Annotated in this window: 16 protein-coding genes; 9 read left to right on the top strand and 7 right to left on the bottom strand. The window is 54.0% G+C overall.

Annotation, left to right across the window (positions count from 1 at the left end; genetic code table 11):
- The first annotated feature begins 11 nt into the window (after window positions 1-11).
- Window positions 12-1,232, top strand: a complete 1,221-nt coding sequence (hmgA, locus tag ACYQ04_RS06185) for a hydroxymethylglutaryl-CoA reductase (NADPH) (protein WP_460128134.1) — start codon at window positions 12-14, stop codon at window positions 1,230-1,232.
- Here hmgA and ACYQ04_RS06190 read toward each other — a convergent pair.
- The 4 genes from ACYQ04_RS06190 to gatD form a co-directional block, all read right to left on the bottom strand.
- Entirely contained in the window at window positions 1,229-1,801 is a 573-nt protein-coding gene (locus ACYQ04_RS06190; RefSeq protein ID WP_460128135.1) for a hypothetical protein, read from the bottom strand. The genes hmgA and ACYQ04_RS06190 overlap by 4 nt on opposite strands.
- A 109-nt stretch (window positions 1,802-1,910) precedes the next feature.
- On the bottom strand, window positions 1,911-2,414 hold the full coding sequence (locus ACYQ04_RS06195) for a hypothetical protein (protein ID WP_460128137.1): 504 nt from the start codon (window positions 2,412-2,414) through the stop codon (window positions 1,911-1,913).
- 30 nt (window positions 2,415-2,444) lie between these two features.
- Entirely contained in the window at window positions 2,445-4,337 is a 1,893-nt protein-coding gene (gatE, locus tag ACYQ04_RS06200; RefSeq protein WP_460129970.1) for a Glu-tRNA(Gln) amidotransferase subunit GatE, read from the bottom strand.
- Between the two features lie 5 nt (window positions 4,338-4,342).
- Window positions 4,343-5,662, bottom strand: coding sequence for a Glu-tRNA(Gln) amidotransferase subunit GatD (gene gatD / locus ACYQ04_RS06205; RefSeq protein WP_460129972.1), 1,320 nt, complete (start codon window positions 5,660-5,662; stop codon window positions 4,343-4,345).
- Window positions 5,663-5,746: 84 nt separating this feature from the next.
- Between gatD and ACYQ04_RS06210 the strand changes: the two genes are divergently transcribed.
- Entirely contained in the window at window positions 5,747-6,718 is a 972-nt protein-coding gene (locus ACYQ04_RS06210; protein ID WP_460128138.1) for a glycosyltransferase family protein, read from the top strand.
- Here ACYQ04_RS06210 and ACYQ04_RS06215 read toward each other — a convergent pair whose 3' ends face one another.
- Window positions 6,719-7,012, bottom strand: coding sequence for a transcriptional regulator (locus ACYQ04_RS06215; RefSeq protein ID WP_460128139.1), 294 nt, complete (start codon window positions 7,010-7,012; stop codon window positions 6,719-6,721).
- 44 nt (window positions 7,013-7,056) lie between these two features.
- Here ACYQ04_RS06215 and ACYQ04_RS06220 point away from each other — a divergent pair, with 44 nt between their 5' ends.
- The 6 genes from ACYQ04_RS06220 to rsmA all read left to right on the top strand — a co-directional run bounded on the left by ACYQ04_RS06220 (window position 7,057) and on the right by rsmA (window position 12,162).
- The gene (locus tag ACYQ04_RS06220) at window positions 7,057-8,217 is read left to right on the top strand and encodes a tRNA pseudouridine(54/55) synthase Pus10 (protein WP_460128141.1); all 1,161 of its coding nucleotides are present in this window, start codon (window positions 7,057-7,059) and stop codon (window positions 8,215-8,217) included.
- Between the two features lie 60 nt (window positions 8,218-8,277).
- Window positions 8,278-9,795 (top strand): CGP-CTERM sorting domain-containing protein, encoded by a 1,518-nt coding sequence (locus tag ACYQ04_RS06225; protein ID WP_460129974.1) that lies wholly within the window; start codon window positions 8,278-8,280, stop codon window positions 9,793-9,795.
- 178 nt (window positions 9,796-9,973) lie between these two features.
- Window positions 9,974-10,270, top strand: a complete 297-nt coding sequence (locus ACYQ04_RS06230; RefSeq protein ID WP_460128142.1) for a 50S ribosomal protein L21e — start codon at window positions 9,974-9,976, stop codon at window positions 10,268-10,270.
- 2 nt (window positions 10,271-10,272) lie between these two features.
- Window positions 10,273-10,641: an RNA polymerase Rpb4 family protein gene (locus ACYQ04_RS06235; RefSeq protein ID WP_460129976.1), complete on the top strand. Its 369-nt coding sequence runs from the start codon at window positions 10,273-10,275 to the stop codon at window positions 10,639-10,641.
- 70 nt (window positions 10,642-10,711) lie between these two features.
- Window positions 10,712-11,332, top strand: a complete 621-nt coding sequence (locus tag ACYQ04_RS06240) for a DUF655 domain-containing protein (RefSeq protein ID WP_460128143.1) — start codon at window positions 10,712-10,714, stop codon at window positions 11,330-11,332.
- Window positions 11,329-12,162 (top strand): 16S rRNA (adenine(1518)-N(6)/adenine(1519)-N(6))-dimethyltransferase RsmA, encoded by an 834-nt coding sequence (rsmA, locus tag ACYQ04_RS06245; RefSeq protein WP_460128145.1) that lies wholly within the window; start codon window positions 11,329-11,331, stop codon window positions 12,160-12,162. The genes ACYQ04_RS06240 and rsmA overlap by 4 nt, the downstream gene beginning before the upstream one ends.
- Here the strand turns inward: rsmA and ACYQ04_RS06250 are convergent.
- On the bottom strand, window positions 12,140-12,661 hold the full coding sequence (locus tag ACYQ04_RS06250; RefSeq protein WP_460128146.1) for a ferritin family protein: 522 nt from the start codon (window positions 12,659-12,661) through the stop codon (window positions 12,140-12,142). The genes rsmA and ACYQ04_RS06250 overlap by 23 nt on opposite strands.
- A 59-nt stretch (window positions 12,662-12,720) precedes the next feature.
- Between ACYQ04_RS06250 and ACYQ04_RS06255 the strand changes: the two genes are divergently transcribed.
- Window positions 12,721-14,466 carry a radical SAM protein gene (locus ACYQ04_RS06255; protein WP_460128148.1) on the top strand — a complete coding sequence of 582 codons (1,746 nt, stop codon included), beginning with the start codon at window positions 12,721-12,723 and terminating at the stop codon, window positions 14,464-14,466.
- Here the strand turns inward: ACYQ04_RS06255 and ACYQ04_RS06260 are convergent.
- Window positions 14,456-15,253, bottom strand: a complete 798-nt coding sequence (locus ACYQ04_RS06260; RefSeq protein WP_460128149.1) for a hypothetical protein — start codon at window positions 15,251-15,253, stop codon at window positions 14,456-14,458. The two genes, ACYQ04_RS06255 and ACYQ04_RS06260, sit on opposite strands and share 11 nt — an antisense overlap.
- Window positions 15,254-15,266: the final 13 nt, after the last annotated feature.

Here is a 15,266-nt window from a genome sequence, read left to right on the forward strand (position 1 = left end):
GGGGTGTTGAAATGGAGTTTGAGGAGCTCGTTGAGAAGGTCGTTAAGGGAGAGGTAAAGCTCTACCAGGTTGAGAAATACACGGACAAGAGGACCGCGACCGAGGTCAGGAGGAAAGCCCTCGAGAAGAAGCTTGGCGTGAAGCTTGAGCACATCGGGCACTACAGTATAGACCCCGAGCAGGTCATCGGCAGGAACATCGAGAACATGATAGGTGTCGTCCAGATACCGATGGGTGTCGCAGGACCGCTTAAAATCAACGGTGAGTACGCGAAGGGCGAGTTCTACATACCCCTCGCCACAACAGAGGGTGCGCTCGTTGCCAGCGTGAACCGCGGTTGCTCCACCCTGACTGAGGCCGGAGGCGTTAAGACTACCATCATAGGCGACAAAATGACCCGCGCACCGCTTTTCAAGTGCCCAGACGCGAGGAGAGCTAGAGAAGTCGCGGAGTGGGTGAAGGAGAACATCGACTACCTCCAGGAGAAGGCCGTCAGCAAGGTCACCAGGCACGGCAAGCTCAGGGACGTTAAGCCCTTCATAGTCGGAAACAACCTCTACCTGCGCTTCGAGTTCGAGACCGGCGACGCCATGGGGATGAACATGGTGACCATCTCAAGCGAGGAGATAATGAAGGTCATTGAGGAGCACTTCCCGGACGTGAGGTATCTGGCGCTCTCGGGCAACCTCTGCGTTGACAAGAAACCCAACGCGATGAACTTCATCAACGGGCGCGGTAAGACCGTCATTGCCGAGGCGATAATTCCGCGCAAGATAGTCGAAAGGAAGCTGAAGACCACGCCGGAGCTCATAGCCGAGGTGAACTACCGCAAAAACCTAGTCGGCTCCGCCCAGGCCGGCTCTTACGGCTTCAACGCCCATTTCGGCAACATCGTTGGAGCCATCTTCCTCGCCACGGGTCAGGACGAGGCGCAGATTACCGAAGGCTCACATGGCATAACCCTCGCCGAAGTTACGCCTGAGGGAGACCTCTACATCAGCATCACCATGCCAAGCCTTGAAATCGGAACCGTCGGCGGAGGAACGCGCGTCCCGACCCAGAGGGAGGCGCTCTCGATTATGGGCGTCGCTGGAGGAGGGAACCCACCGGGAACCAACGCTAAGAAGTTCGCGGAGATAGTTGCCGGGGCGGTTCTCGCTGGAGAGCTCTCGCTCCTCGCGGCGATAGCGGCGAAACACCTCGCGAAGGCCCATAAAGAGCTGGGGCGCTAAAGGGAAACCTTCACCACCTTTCCCTTCTTCTCCGAGACCTCGTACATTTTCCTGACCGTCTTCTCATCGAACTCGGTGGCAAGGCCCCTAACCCGCTTGGGGCCGAATAGGTGTTCAACCTCAGCGAAGATTACGGCCAGTAAAATAGCCGTCCAGAGGCCCATGTGAAGTTCGTTCTCGATGTAAATAACCGCGGAGGTTGCGGCGAAGTCTATGAGGAAGCGCCACCACTTTCCTTCTCTCTTTGTGCCTTTGAGGCTTTCAAGCTCGTCCCCAGCGAGTGCCCTGAAAAACTCTCCGATGTTCTTTGGGTGGATTACAAAGACCCTCGGTAAGGTCTCGTTGATTAAAATCAGCTCGTCCTTAACAGGGAGGATGAAGACGTAGCGGTTTTCAGCTTTGACGTCGATTACGAGCAGTCCCGCGTTCTTTCCGGGTGGTTGCACGATTGAGAAGCTCTCTGGGGTAGGGTTCTTGAACTCGAGCGCCGATGGAAAGGCCTCCCTAACCCTCTCCGGCGGAACGTTGAGCTCGTAGTAGAGGATTGGAACGGCGTTGATGAACTTCATCGGAAAAAAAAACAATTTCACGCCTTAAATGGTTTTCGCCCCGCGTTGGTAAGACAGGCTTTAAAAGGGCAGAGGGAAAACGGAAACGGGGATGATGAGCGCTTTTCCCTCACTCTGAGGCGTGATGAGGAGCCGATGCTCTGACCCGCTTCCGTTTTTTGTAGCCCCTCCTGAAGTTTTCTATCGCCCACGAGAGCGCGAGAAGAACAATCATGTAGGACGAAGCCGCCCGGAGAACGTCGTTTTTGTAGCCAAGGTAGCCGAACAACAGGACAAGCGCCCAGAGAGCGCCCTGAACGATGTTCACAACGGTGTCGAGATTGAGCCTCTTCACACCGAGGATTTCCTCGGCAACTTTTCTGAGGCCGTTTTCGCTTGAAACGAGGAACTCGTAGGCCTTCCCTTCAACCTCGTACTCTCCTGGAGCGACGTAGATGGCCTTCGGCGTTTTCACAACCGTTATCTTCGGGCTCGAATACGAAACCTGGAGGAGCGCGTCCGTTAGCGTTGTTAAGTCAGGAGAGAAAAGCGTAAGGTAACCCTTGAGGGTCCTCCTCAACCCGGCATCGTCTTCAAGCTCGTAATAGTAGACAACAAACTTCGCCTTAACCATCGAGAAAAGTAAGAAAAGGGACTTAAAAAGTTAGCTCCCACTCAGTTCTTGAATCTTCTTTCTCACCAAGGTGCTCACGAGCTTGCCGTCGGCCCTTCCGCGGAGCTTCGCCATTGCCCTTCCCATTATCATGCCCATCGCGCCCATTCCCTTGGCCTTGATGACGTCTATGTTTGCCTGGATTACCTCGTCGATGATTTTCTCGACCTCTTCCTCGCTTAGGAGCGTCAGGCCCCTCTCTTCGGCCACCTGCTCGGCGGTCTTCTCCGGGTTCTTCGCGAGCTCCTTGAATATCTCCTCAAAGGCCTCCTTCGCTATCTTGCCGTTGAGGTAGAGCTCGAAGGCCTCTCTGATGTGCTCGTCCGTGATGTTCTCAATCGGAACCTCCTTCTTGAGGCCCTTGAGGACGACCACGAGGATTGAAGCCGCTAAAGACGGCTTGACCCCTTTCTTCACGAGCTCCTCGAAGAGCTCGTCGCGCTCGTCGTTTACGAGGGTTTCGGCAAGGCTTTTGTCAATCCTGTACTCCTTCACGTAGCGCTCGACCCTCTCCTGCGGGAGCTCGGGCAGGTTTGCCTTAATCCTCTCCTTCTCCTCCGGCGGAATGAAAATCGATGGTATGTCCGTTTCAGGGTACATCCTGGCTTTTCCTGGGAGCGGGCGCATGTACTGGGTGTTTCCGTCAGGCAGAGCCCTCCTCGTCTCCTCGGGGACGCCCTCTATGGCTTCCCTCGCGCGCTTAATCACCTCGCGGAGGGCCTTCTTTGCGGTCTCCTCGTCCGCCGCGACCAGCACGAAGGCGTCGAGCGCTCCGAGGTTGAGTTTTTCAATAACTGCATTAACCTCTTTTTCAGTAATTCCATAATTCGGCAATTCATCGATGTGGAAAATGCCCTTCACGTACTTCTTGGCCCTGTCGGCCATCTCCGTGCCGAGCCTCCTGTCGGGCTGGATTTCCCTGCCGATTAAACCCCTGAACTTCGGCAGTTTGACTGCCAAAACCTTCCCGCCGTTCTTTATCGTCCGGGCGATTATCTTTGACCCGGTGTTCTCAAAGACGTCGGTAACGTCGTAGAACTCCTCCTTGATGTCTTCAGGCTTAACGCCCCTCTCGCGGAGTTCATCGCGGATTTTGAGCAGGTTGAGCTGTCTCTCAACTTCCCGCTCGATGATGAGCGGAATCATGTCGAGCTCCTGCACTCCCTTAATCTCGACGCGGGCGCCACCTTTAATCGAGACGTTCAGGTCCTGCCTTATCGTTCCGAGACCGCGCTTGACCTTCCGGGTGGCTCTCAGGGCGTCACCGATGTATTTAGCGACCACCTTCGCCTGCTCCGGGTGGTGTATGTCCGGGGTCGTGCTTATCTCAACGAGCGGAATGCCAAGACGGTCGAGGCGGTAGATTACCTCCTTCTCCCTCCTCTCGACTATTCTGCAGGCATCTTCCTCAAGGCATATAGTCGGGATTCCAACGCTTCCCCATGGAGTACCAACCCTTCCGTCGAGCGCTATTATCGCCGTCCTCTGGAAGCCGGAGACGTTCGAGCCATCAATGACGATTTTACGCATGAAGTGAACCTCGTCAACGGGCTTGGCGTTCAGCAAGTAGGCAATTTGGAGGGTAACCTCAAGGGCTTCCCTATCCGGTCCCCTTGGCGGTTCCTCGTCCATGTAAACGAGGTCACTCAGCTCGTAGTTGCCCTCGTAGATGTATTTCCTCCCCTTCTTGAACTCCTCAAGTGCCGCGGGGTCAATTTCACCAAGCTCACTCATCGTGGGCCTGAGGCGTCTTTCAAAGGTGAAGTCAACCTTCTCGGTCAGCTCGCTTGGAACGGGCGAGAACAGCTTTTTGGTATCGAGCTGTCTGTGAATCTCAAGGCCGACCTTAAGGCCGAGCTCCTTGTAATCGAACTTCTCGGTCATCTTCATCACCTCAGGAACGTGTCGTACCTAGTGTAGGGCGTAATCTCACCGGCGTAGTTCGTCAGCATCATCTTCCTTACCTCGCTCAGGTCGTTGGTGTGGCCGAGGACCCACATGAGCTTGACGTAGGCCGTCTCCGGGAGCATGTCCTCACAGGGTATCGCTCCAGCCTTGAGGAGCTTCCTGCCGTTGGAATAGACGTTGAGGTTCACCCTGCCGTAGAGGCACTGACTCGTGACGCAAACTGCCACGCCCTCCTCAACCGCGCGCTGGACGTGGGGGATGAAGTCCTGCGGAACGTGGCCGAGGCCCGTTCCCTCTATCACAACACCTTTGTAGCCCTTATCAACGAGGAAGTCAAGGAGCTCACCGCTGATTCCGGGGTAGATTTTCAGGATTGCGACCTTCTCCTCCATCTTCGTGTCGGCTATGACCTCTCCCCCGCTTCTCTTTCTGTAATCGTTCCTGAGGAACTCTATCCCGCCTTTGGGCCATATCCTTGCTATCGGGACGTCGTTTATACTCCTGAAAGCATCGCGCCTGCTGGTGTGCATCTTCCGAACCTTCGTTCCACGGTGGGCTAAACAGTAGGTGTCGCTCGTCTCGCCGTGCATCACCACCATGACCTCGGCAACGTCGCTCGTCGCCATCCTGACCGCGCAGGTGAGGTTCATGGCAGAATCACTGCTCGGCCTGTCGGAGCTCCTCTGCGCACCAACGAGGACGACGGGCTTTGTCAGGTTCCTCAGCATGAAGCTCAGGGCCGAGGCAGTGTAGGCCATCGTGTCCGTTCCGTGCGCTATTACAACGCCGTCCTCACCGCCGTTGAGAGCTTTGGCCACTTCCTCGGCAATCCTAACCCAGTAGGCAGGCTTCATGTCCTCGCTGAGTATGTTCATTATGAGCTCGGGCTTAACGTTGGCCATCTCGAATATCTCTGGGACGGCCTTCGCAAGCTCCTCGGCGGTGAAAGCAGGGTGAACGGCGCCAGTCTTGTAGTCAATCCTGCTCGCTATCGTTCCTCCGGTTCCGAGGATCCTGACGTTCGGGAGGCCCTCCTTCCGCGGGAGAACTTCCTTGAACTCCATCTTCGGCTTCTCGACGGCCTTCTCAAGGATTTCAACGCCCTCGATTGCATCGATGAGAACGCCGACGTTGTAGCCGTTGTCGAGCTTTATCGTCAGCGTTTCGCCGGGCGAAAGCTCGTACGGCGGCATCACGAGGCCCTCAAAGGTAATTCTCTCGTCCCCTTCCTTCTTGACGACCCTCACGAGGTCGCCTACCTCAAGTCCATGTCTCTTCATGAACTCCTCAACCTTCCTCATAAGCATCGCCTCGCTCACTTCAACCGATGAGAATAGGGGCTCGGCTTATAAGGGCTTTTGCCTAAATACCTGCGGGTTGAGAGAATGTCTGAAGTGGAGAGGCTGTATTTTGTCCCACAGTACCCCGCAAAGATGAGGTACCAGGAATGGTGGTACTGGTACTTGCCCAAGAAATTTCAAGAATATTTTGATGAAGTTATCGTTATAGCTCCTGATGCAGTGAGAATTAAAGAAGCTCCCCTAGAACTGTTTAGCCCGATTGATGAAACCATTGAATTTGAAGCAGAGCAGTTGAAGAAGTTCACAAAACAGGATATAAGGGATACGGACTATGTGTTTTTCGCTGACATAAGTTTTGCAGGGTTGGTGCCTCAGGTTATATACCTCAAAAGAAAAGGGAAGAAATTTGGATTCTGCCACGCAACAAGTTTGAACAAATATGACTACTTTGCCCCAGTAAGACGGGGCAAGTTTATGCAGGAAGTGGGAATAATGAGAATGTTGGATGGAGTGTTTGTTAGTTCTCATTATCACAAGACAAAATTAATATCGTCTAGAAGATATGGAATACAATATCTCGCAAACAAAATAAGGGTAGTTGGTTTGCCAAAACCTCCGTTCAAGACATACCGTGAAAGGAAGGAGTATGACGTGCTATACGCGGGGAGACTCACGAAGCAGAAGTTTAACAAGATGCTCTGGAATACGGTTTTAAATCTGGGATTAAAGGCAAGATTGACATTTTTCAAAAGCTGGGAAGAGTATTATAGAGGGCTCAGCAAAGTAAAAGTTGTATTGATGATGAGCAGAGAGGAAACCTATGGATACCAAGTAGTTGAGGCGATAATGAATAATTCAGTTGTATTAGCCCCAGATTGTTGTAGCTTCCCTGAATTGCTACCTGAAGAGTATTTGTACAAAACTAAAGAGGATTTTGTCGAGAAGTTAAAATATTACGTTGAACATTACGATAAAGTTCCAAGAATAAACCCGGAGCACGAAAAGCTGATGAAGAATTGGTTTAAGAATGTATACAAAATAATGACCAGCCAATAGCTACTTAATCGAGATTTTAAACCTCGGTTCCTCAATCCACTCGCTCTTACAGCGGGGACAGCGGGAGGGAATGTTGATTTCGGGCCTGAAAACGAAACCGCACTTCCTGCACTCGGCCGGTTTGACGAGCAGAACCTTTCCCTCGCGCCTGAGGGTTTTCTGAATCGCCTTGAGGTCCTCTAAGATGAGCTTTTTGCTCCCCTTGCCCCGGATTCCGAGAACCTGGGCTAACTCGCTCACGGAATAGTCCCGCTCCTCCAAAAGGCTTATTATCCGTTCCCTCCGAGTGGCCATCGGAGGAACTTGGGCGGAGGAATAAAAAGCTTTAGGGTGGGACGATGATAGTCGAGAAGGCCGAAAAGGTTCTTGAGGAGCACAAACTCTGCGACCACTGCCTCGGCAGGCTCTTCGCCAAGCTCGGGAAAGGGACGAATGAAGAGCGCGGAAGGGCGATAAGGTTCGTCCTCAACATGGAGCGCTCCGCGAGGGGCTTAGAACCGATAGCTGAGCCCGAGAAGTGCGAGCTCTGCTACAACGTCTTTGAGAGGATTCCCGAGCTCGTGGAGGTCATGGAAGAAGCGAGCAGGGATATCGAGTTCGAGACGTTTCTCGTCGGTTCCCGCTTTCCGGAGGAAATCAGGGAGAAAGAGAAAGCCATCTGGGAGGAGTTCAATATTGACACCGCCGAGCCAATAAACAGAGAATTTAACCGCGAGCTCGGCAAAGCCTTCGGGAGGGCAACGGGAAAGGAAACCTCGAAGAACCCCGACCTTGTTTTCATAGTCGAGCCGTTCTCGGGTAGAATAGAGCTTCAAATCAACCCGGTTTACGTTTACGGGCGTTATAGAAAGCTCGTGCGCGGGATTCCCCAGACGCCCTTGCCCGACTTCGAGGACAGCGTAGCCTCGATAATCTGCCGGGCGTTTTTGAAGGCCTTCGAAGGTAAGTGCGTCTTCAAAGGTGCGGGAAGGGAGGACGTTGATGTCAGAACCCTCGGCAACGGAAGGCCCTTCATCGTTGAAATTAAGAGCCCGAAGAGGAGAAAGGTTGACCTCCGGAAGATAGAGGAGGAGATAAACGCGAGCGGGAAGGTGGAGGTTCTTAATCTTCGCTTCGTCTCGGCTAAGGATGCCGAGGAGGTTCTAACGAAGAATCACCGGAAGGAATACCTCGCGCTCGTCCTCGTCGAGGAGGGCGTAACGCCGGAGGAAGCCGAGGAAGTTGCGAGGAAGCTGAAGGGGCTTGAGATACACCAGAGAACGCCCTGGCGCGTCAGGAAGGCGAGGGCCGACAAGGTGAGGGTGAGGAAGGTTCACGAGGCCGAGGCGAGGTGGATTGACGAGAAGCACTTCGAGCTTCGTCTCGTCACCGACGGCGGGCTCTACATCAAGGAGTTGGTCTCAGGAGATAAAGGCCGAACGAGGCCGAGCGTTAGCGATTTGCTTGGGAAGAAGGCCTGGTGCGAGAGGCTCGACGTGCTGAACATCCTGGACGAGTAGAAACGTTTTCCCAGGAAATCTTTTTATATTTCCTCTGCAAAGTTGGATTTGGTGGCAGATATGTCATGGAGGCTTCTCCCAGCGGTGTTTGTTGCATTGCTCACGATTGGCCTCGTCAGCGGGTCTGCTGTTATACTTGCACCGCCAGAAGGCATGGCAACGTATCCAGGGGTGATAGCGGGTGTAGGGAACGATGGGACAGGAGGCTTTATCGTCGTTGTTCCGTTCAACATGACCCCCAATGGAACGCCAGTGGTTCCGGGGGCCTGGATTGGGGACTTCCACCCCAACGGCTCGCTTAAGTGGAGCGAGAGCGTAAAGGGTGCCCCGTTGCACCCCTCACCGAGAATTCTCAGGGCAACCGCCAACGGCTCAATCCTTCTCATCGGGCAGAGCGACGAGGGAAATCACACAGACATCTGGGTGATTAAACTCGGGAAAGATGGAAGGCTCCTGTGGTCCAAGGATTACCTGCTCAACGTGAGCCCGGGCTGGGTAATGACCGTTGACGACGCTGTTCAGGCGGGAAACCAGATACTCATCGCGACCCACGTTGACAGCTTCAGGGGGAACAAGCAGGTCACGGTTCCGGTCGTCCTGGCACTCGACGGAAACGGGAGCCCCCTCTGGGCCGGAGAGTACAGGATACCTCACGGCCCCAGGGAACTTTACAGCACGGCGATTGGAAAGGTTGGGGACGGATACTACCTGATACTGCACGATGAGAGGAACTGGTACTACCTGAGGCTCGATAAAGATGGCAACCCAGTTGGAACGTGGAAGGTGACGAGTTCGCTCAAGGGGTTCTTCATAAAATCGGCGCTCTCGCTGGGGAATACAGTCTACTTTCTCGGAGGTTCCTCAAACGGGACGGTTCTTGGGGCAATCGTCGGGAACTCCACCATCTGGGCCAAGCTGTACACCCTGATTCCCGAGAAAACCTGCACTGAAAAAAGTGAAAACGTCACCGTCCTGAGCACGAGTGCATCTTCAACGGAACCGGCACCGGCGCTGACCGTTTCAGGGAACTACCTCCTTTTTCAGCCAACTGTCGTTGAGGCCTTCAGGCTGGCCTGCAACGATGACCTTAACACCACCTACGCGGTCATAAAAACCGACACGATGGGAATAGTGGTTGGTAGCTTTGTCGCGGTCACGAGAGGAGAGGACATGAACGAGAGGACGCTCATTGGGGACTTTGGAGAGCCCGAGGGAGTGAGCGCAAACGGGAATTCCTTCATAGCCCTCTGGAGGGAAGCAACCGCCTCAGGAGCGGTGCTACACTTCCGGGGCTTTGCAATACTCTCCAACCTGCAATCAAAACCAGAGGGCCCCGTCATTGGAACGTACGGCTTCAGGGTCAACGTAATGCCTGTGAACGTTGAACTAACTCCCAGACCAGTGGCCACAAAGGGAGAACTCAGTGTGAAGACAGTGGAGGAACCGGTAACCATCGAGAAAACACAGGGAGTTCCTGTCAAGGTATTCACAACAGAGGAATCCCCTGAAGGGAGCATCTGCGGACCAGGAATCATTCTTCTACTTTCGCTTCTCGTTGCACTAAGGAGGCGTAAGTGACTTTTCCTTTTTCCACCTTTCGAGTGAAAGATTTATAAAGGAGCCCTTGTAGGTTTTAGTGATTCCCAGGGGGTTAGTCCTAAGTCTAAACGGAGCGAAAAGCGTTCCCCCTTGAAAATCCCGTGTTGGAAATCTCTGTTCGCCCGGTGGGGCCCGTGAAAGTTGAGAGGTGGTGAAAATGGTTAAGAAGGCGCACAGCTTCAGGAGGAAGACTAGGGGTAAGCTCAGCAAGAAGCCAAGAAGGAGGGGCCTTCCCCCGCTCACCAGGTTCCTACAGGAGTTTGAGGTCGGGCAGAGGGTTCACATCGTCATAGAGCCGAGCTACCACAAGGGCATGCCCGACCCGAGGTTCCACGGAAGGACCGGAACCGTCGTCGGCAAGCGCGGTGACGCCTACATCGTCCAGATAAGGGATGGGGGCAAGGTTAAGACCTTCTTCATACACCCGGTTCACCTCAGGCCACAGAAGGGATGAGCATGATAGGCCGTAAAAAGCTCGGGGAGCGCTACCTCACGATAGCCGAGACCAGGGAGCTCCTCGAGCGCAGGAAAGAGGAGGGCATGGAGGAGAACCCCGAGGAGCCGATGTTCTACGAGGCAAGGGTTAGCCTTGAGCACGCCGAGAAGTTCGCCAAGCTCAGCCCCGAGAAGGCAAAGGAGCTCAAGGAGAAGCTCATGGAGCTCTTTGACTGGATTGACGACAGAATAGCCTCGAAGATAGTGGACATTCTCCCCGAGGACTACCTCGACATCAGGGTCATCTTCGCGAAGGAGGACTACATGCCCTCACCTGAGGAGGCCGAGGGGATAGTCAAGCTTGTCGATGAGTACCGGCCCCTCGATTGATTTTCTCCTTTTCTTAACGCGGAGGAAAGTATAAAAACTTCGGGCCAAAATAAGTTCTGGGGGAGAGAGAATGGACAGGTACCGGAGACACTCTTACCGTGAAAGCCTCGAGAAGAAGAGGCGAAATCAAGAGTATGAGGAGTACGCTTACGTGCTCGACTACCTTCCCGAAGGGTACCTTGATATCTCGACCGGCAGACGAAGTGGGAAGCCAGTTGCCCAGGTGCTCGGCGAGAAGGCCTTCACGCTTCTTGAGGTAACACCCAAAGAGGACCTAATGCTTTACGAGAGGGTTTTCATCGGCAAGGGGAACCGTGATAAAATCCTCCTCATCAACAAGAAGATAACCTACAACGACCTGACCGACACTGCCAAAGCGGAACTCCCCTACGTCGTAGAGGAAATCGTTAAGAACAATGAAGAACGCTTCATTCAGTTCTTCAACGTTGCCCCCCCGATAACCAACAGGCTCCACAGCCTCGAGCTCCTGCCAGGCATAGGAAAAAAGCACATGTGGGAAATCATTGAAGAGAGGCAGAGAGAGCCCTTCAAGAGCTTTGAGGACCTGAGAAAGCGCGTTAAGGGCCTCCCCGACCCGGTCAAGATGATAGCCAAGAGAATCGTTGATGAGCTCCAGGACAAGGACCGCTACAAGCTCTTCGTCGGCCACAGGAGGATTTTCAGGGGATGAGGGACGAGCTCTTCTCCCTTATTTACAAGTACAACCTCAGACCCAACCGCGACCTCGGCCAGAACTTTCTGATAGTGCCCGATATCATTGAGAGGAACGTCGAGAGGGCAGAGCTGAGCGAACGCGATGTCGTTCTCGAAATCGGACCGGGACTGGGCGTTCTCACAAAGGAGCTCGCCGAAAGGGCTGGGAAGGTGTACGCCATCGAGAAGGACAGGCGGATAATAGAGGTTCTGAGGAAGGAGTATGCCTGGCCAAACGTTGAGCTCATCGAGGGGGATGCAGTTAAAGTCGAGTGGCCGGAATTCAACAAGATGGTTTCCAATCTGCCGTATCAGATTTCCTCGCTGGTGACCTTCAAGCTCCTAAAGCACGACTTTGAGCGGGCGGTTTTGATTTACCAGCTCGAGTTCGCCGAGAGAATGGTCGCGAGGCCAGGGGATAAGAACTACTCGCGCCTTTCGCTGATGGTTCAGGCAAAGGCCAGCGTCGAGCTCGTCGAGAGGATTGGCAAGGGCGCCTTCTGGCCGAGACCGAAGGTTGATTCGGCCGTCGTCGTAATCGAGCCAAAACCGAGGGATGAGCGTATAGAGCTCGACGAAAACCTCGTCAAGGCCCTTTTCCAGCACAGGAGAAGCACCGTTGCTTCAGCCCTGAAGAAGTCGGCCCACATGCTCGGAGTTGACAAGAGAAAGCTCAAAGAGGCGAGAAACCTGCTGAACTCCGTTCCAAACTCGGGCAAGAGAGTCTTTCAGCTCAGCCCGGCTGAAGTCAAAGAGATTGAAGAGCACCTGAAGAGGGAAGGGATTATAGGGGCTCCTCACCCGTGAGCTCGCGGTAAAGCTCCCTCACCAGTTCTCGGTTCGTGTTTTCAAGAGCCCTTACCTGAGAAAGGGCTTCTCTGGCGTCTCCTGAAAGAAGTCCCTCAAGTCTCGTCAGAATTCTGTCGGAGAGGTCTTCAAGCTGAATCAGGTATTCTATTATTTCGCCGACGTTGCCGGAGTAAACCAGTTTCCAAAGCCGGTCTTTTAAAATTTTGGGGCCAGGTGTGTTAATCTTAGGCGGCTCGGGGGATTCCCCCGGAAAAAGCTCGCGGAAGAGATTAACGTAGCCCTCTGCCCGTTTAAGGGAGTTCTCATAAAGGTGCTTGAAAAGCCTCGGCACCCTCTGGTCCCAGGTTACCTCGCCGCTCATCTCGTAAAGCTCATAGTAGAGCTCGGCCCTCTTGAGCTCCTGCGCGATGATATGCGAGAGAATTTCCTTTGAACCGAGCCTCGAAAGCTCCTTCAGCACCTCATCAACCCAGTCGGGAACGGCTCCCCCTTCCATTGAGTATCCCCATACTTGTAGGCCGATTGGTTTTTAAAACCCATCGCGTACGGCGGGACATGCGGATAGTGCTGATAGACGGTTACACCGATGAGCCGGCAGGTCTTGGAGTTCCACCCTACCTTGGAATTTACCCCAGATACGCCTACGGCGCGATAAAGAAGGTACAAAAGGACGCTCAGGTATTCTACCTGACGATTGACGACCTGCGCGCGACCTTCCTCGGTGAGCGAGGTATAGAGACGAGAAACAAGACCCCTAACTTCCCAAAGACCAAGGAGATTCTGGAGAAGGCCGATTTGGTGGTCTACATCGGTGGTCTGCACACACCTGGGAAATACCTCTCCGCCGTTCCGGGAAGCGTGGAGGAAGTTGCACGATTCATAAGGGACATAAAGGCGACCAAAATCCTTGGAGGGCCTGCATTCATGGGTTCGGCCTCGATGGGAGGCGTTAGAATCACGAGCAGGGAGCTCCAGCTGGCTGAGAGCGTGTTTGACCACATCGTCTACGGCGACCTTGAGGCTTTCCTCTTCGACTACCTGACCAACCCAAAGGACGCCGACCCCTTCAGGTTCAGGGATTATAACGAATTACGCGATTATGCGATTATTGGGGCAGAGGTCGTGAGGCAGTTTCCCGATTACCCCGACTTCGTCATCGTGGAGATTGAAACCCAGCGTGGCTGTCCGAAGGCGATGGGAATAGGAGGCTGTTCCTTCTGCACCGAGCCAGTTCGCTATAAAACCGTTGAGGACAGGCCTGTTGAGGACGTTGTGGCTGAGGTGGAAGCCCTTTACAACCTCGGCGTAAGGCACTTCAGGGTTGGAAGGCAGAGCTGTATATTCTCCTACATGGCGAGGCCGAACGGACGAGTTCCGGTTCCCAATCCCGATGCCATTGAAAAGCTCTTCGCCGGAATCCGCGCGGTCGCGCCGGACGTTAAAACGCTCCACGTGGACAACGCGAATCCGGCGGTTATAGCTAACTACCCGGAGGAGAGCGTTAGGATTGCGAAGGCGCTCATAAAGTACGGGACGCCAGGCAACGTTGTTGCCTTCGGCCTTGAGAGCGCCGACCCCAGGGTTGCCAAGCTGAACAATCTGAACGCGACGGCAGAGGAGACCTATGAAGCCGTGAAGATTCTCAACGAGGTCGGCGCGAGGAGGGGCTACAACGGAATGCCCTGGCTCCTGCCGGGGATAAACATAATTTTCGGCCTGCCGGGTGAGACGAAGAAGAGCTACGAGGTAACCTTCCAGTTTCTTAAGAGGCTCCTTGACGACGGGCTGATGGTGAGGAGGATAAACATAAGACAGGTCGTCGTCTTCCCGGGAACGCCCCTGTGGCATGTGCGGAGCAGGGTCAAGACGGAGAAGCACAAGTGGCTGATTCGGCACTACAGGCACAAGATAAGGCACGAGATTGACCTGCCGATGCTCAGAAGGGTCGTCCCCGTCGGAACTGTGCTGAGGGACGTTCGGGCCGAGGTCTTCGAGGACGGCCTGACCTACGGAAGGCAGATAGGGAGTTACCCCCTTATAGTTGGGATTCCCAAGGAAGTCCCCCTCAACCGCTTCTACGACGTTCTCATAGTTGACCACGGCTTCAGGAGCATAACCGGCGTTCCCCTTCCTATAAACGTGAACCGCGAGAGTCCAAAGGTTCTGCAGCTTATACCGGGAATAGGAAAGAAGACCGCGACCAGAATCCTCGCAAAGAGACCATTCAAGAGCGAGGAGGAATTCTTCACGGTTGTAGGGGAAGATAAAAGGGAAATCCTCGAGGGAAAAGTCAGCCTGTAGCCGCTACCGTGGCTTTTTTCGTCTGATTTCCAGTGGGCCACTGGAAGTTAATGATGTACTCGATGAGGGCCACCTCAGCGCGAAGGGCACCGTCGGTTTTGCCCTCGAGGATTAAGAGACCCTTCCTTGGGATGAGTATCTCGTTTTTGGTTGCCCCTTCCGCAGGTCCAAGCAGGACGACGGCGAGGTGCTTCTCGTTGCCGATTCTTCCCAAACCTATCGAGACCTTCGTCATGAACGAGAGGTATCTGATATCGTACCTGTTCATCGTCTGTTCGTAGGCGTACTGCTTGGCGCTGGCGTTGTCCATTCCCATGGCACGGGCCTTCTGGTAATAATACCTTTTGAAGAGTGAGCTCACCAGTGCGCTGATTTCACTAACCGCCGCGGTTCTGAGCGGACAGCTACCGATGAACTCGCTCGGATTCGACGAACAGAGTTTGACACTTGGACTTCCGATGACTATTGTGAACCTATCGTACGGGGCGAGCATCGTCATGTTTACGTCCACTTCTGGAGAGCCAGTAAGATAGCCGGTAACGTTTATAACGTACTTCTCCGTGCCCACGGGGGGTCTGTAGCCTTGTGAGACGAGTTCATTGTACGCGGGTAGCGGCAGGGAAACGTAAGTTCCGTTCGGGTACTTTATAACGACGTACGTGTGGATGGTTGTGGGCTTCGAGGGGTTGATGACGCTCTTGTACTCTTCGTATCCGTAGACGATGTAGCCGAGTGGAGCGGCTATCAGAACTACCAATAGCAATACTGCAAGTAACTTCTTTGACACTCCAAGAACCTCC

This window comes from Thermococcus prieurii, from assembly GCF_054657655.1.

Excerpts from the sequence above, each read along its gene's own strand:
- ACYQ04_RS06225 (WP_460129974.1), top strand. The coding sequence starts at position 8,278 with ATGTCATGGAGGCTTCTCCCAGCGGTGTTTGTTGCATTGCTCACGATT.
- hmgA (WP_460128134.1), top strand. The coding sequence starts at position 12 with ATGGAGTTTGAGGAGCTCGTTGAGAAGGTCGTTAAGGGAGAGGTAAAG.
- ACYQ04_RS06235 (WP_460129976.1), top strand. The coding sequence starts at position 10,273 with ATGATAGGCCGTAAAAAGCTCGGGGAGCGCTACCTCACGATAGCCGAG.
- ACYQ04_RS06220 (WP_460128141.1), top strand. The coding sequence starts at position 7,057 with ATGATAGTCGAGAAGGCCGAAAAGGTTCTTGAGGAGCACAAACTCTGC.
- ACYQ04_RS06230 (WP_460128142.1), top strand. The coding sequence starts at position 9,974 with ATGGTTAAGAAGGCGCACAGCTTCAGGAGGAAGACTAGGGGTAAGCTC.
- ACYQ04_RS06190 (WP_460128135.1), bottom strand. The coding sequence starts at position 1,801 with ATGAAGTTCATCAACGCCGTTCCAATCCTCTACTACGAGCTCAACGTT.
- ACYQ04_RS06215 (WP_460128139.1), bottom strand. The coding sequence starts at position 7,012 with ATGGCCACTCGGAGGGAACGGATAATAAGCCTTTTGGAGGAGCGGGAC.
- gatE (WP_460129970.1), bottom strand. The coding sequence starts at position 4,337 with ATGACCGAGAAGTTCGATTACAAGGAGCTCGGCCTTAAGGTCGGCCTT.
- ACYQ04_RS06210 (WP_460128138.1), top strand. The coding sequence starts at position 5,747 with ATGTCTGAAGTGGAGAGGCTGTATTTTGTCCCACAGTACCCCGCAAAG.
- ACYQ04_RS06250 (WP_460128146.1), bottom strand. The coding sequence starts at position 12,661 with ATGGAAGGGGGAGCCGTTCCCGACTGGGTTGATGAGGTGCTGAAGGAG.
- ACYQ04_RS06255 (WP_460128148.1), top strand. The coding sequence starts at position 12,721 with ATGCGGATAGTGCTGATAGACGGTTACACCGATGAGCCGGCAGGTCTT.
- rsmA (WP_460128145.1), top strand. The coding sequence starts at position 11,329 with ATGAGGGACGAGCTCTTCTCCCTTATTTACAAGTACAACCTCAGACCC.
- gatD (WP_460129972.1), bottom strand. The coding sequence starts at position 5,662 with ATGAGGAAGGTTGAGGAGTTCATGAAGAGACATGGACTTGAGGTAGGC.
- ACYQ04_RS06240 (WP_460128143.1), top strand. The coding sequence starts at position 10,712 with ATGGACAGGTACCGGAGACACTCTTACCGTGAAAGCCTCGAGAAGAAG.
- ACYQ04_RS06195 (WP_460128137.1), bottom strand. The coding sequence starts at position 2,414 with ATGGTTAAGGCGAAGTTTGTTGTCTACTATTACGAGCTTGAAGACGAT.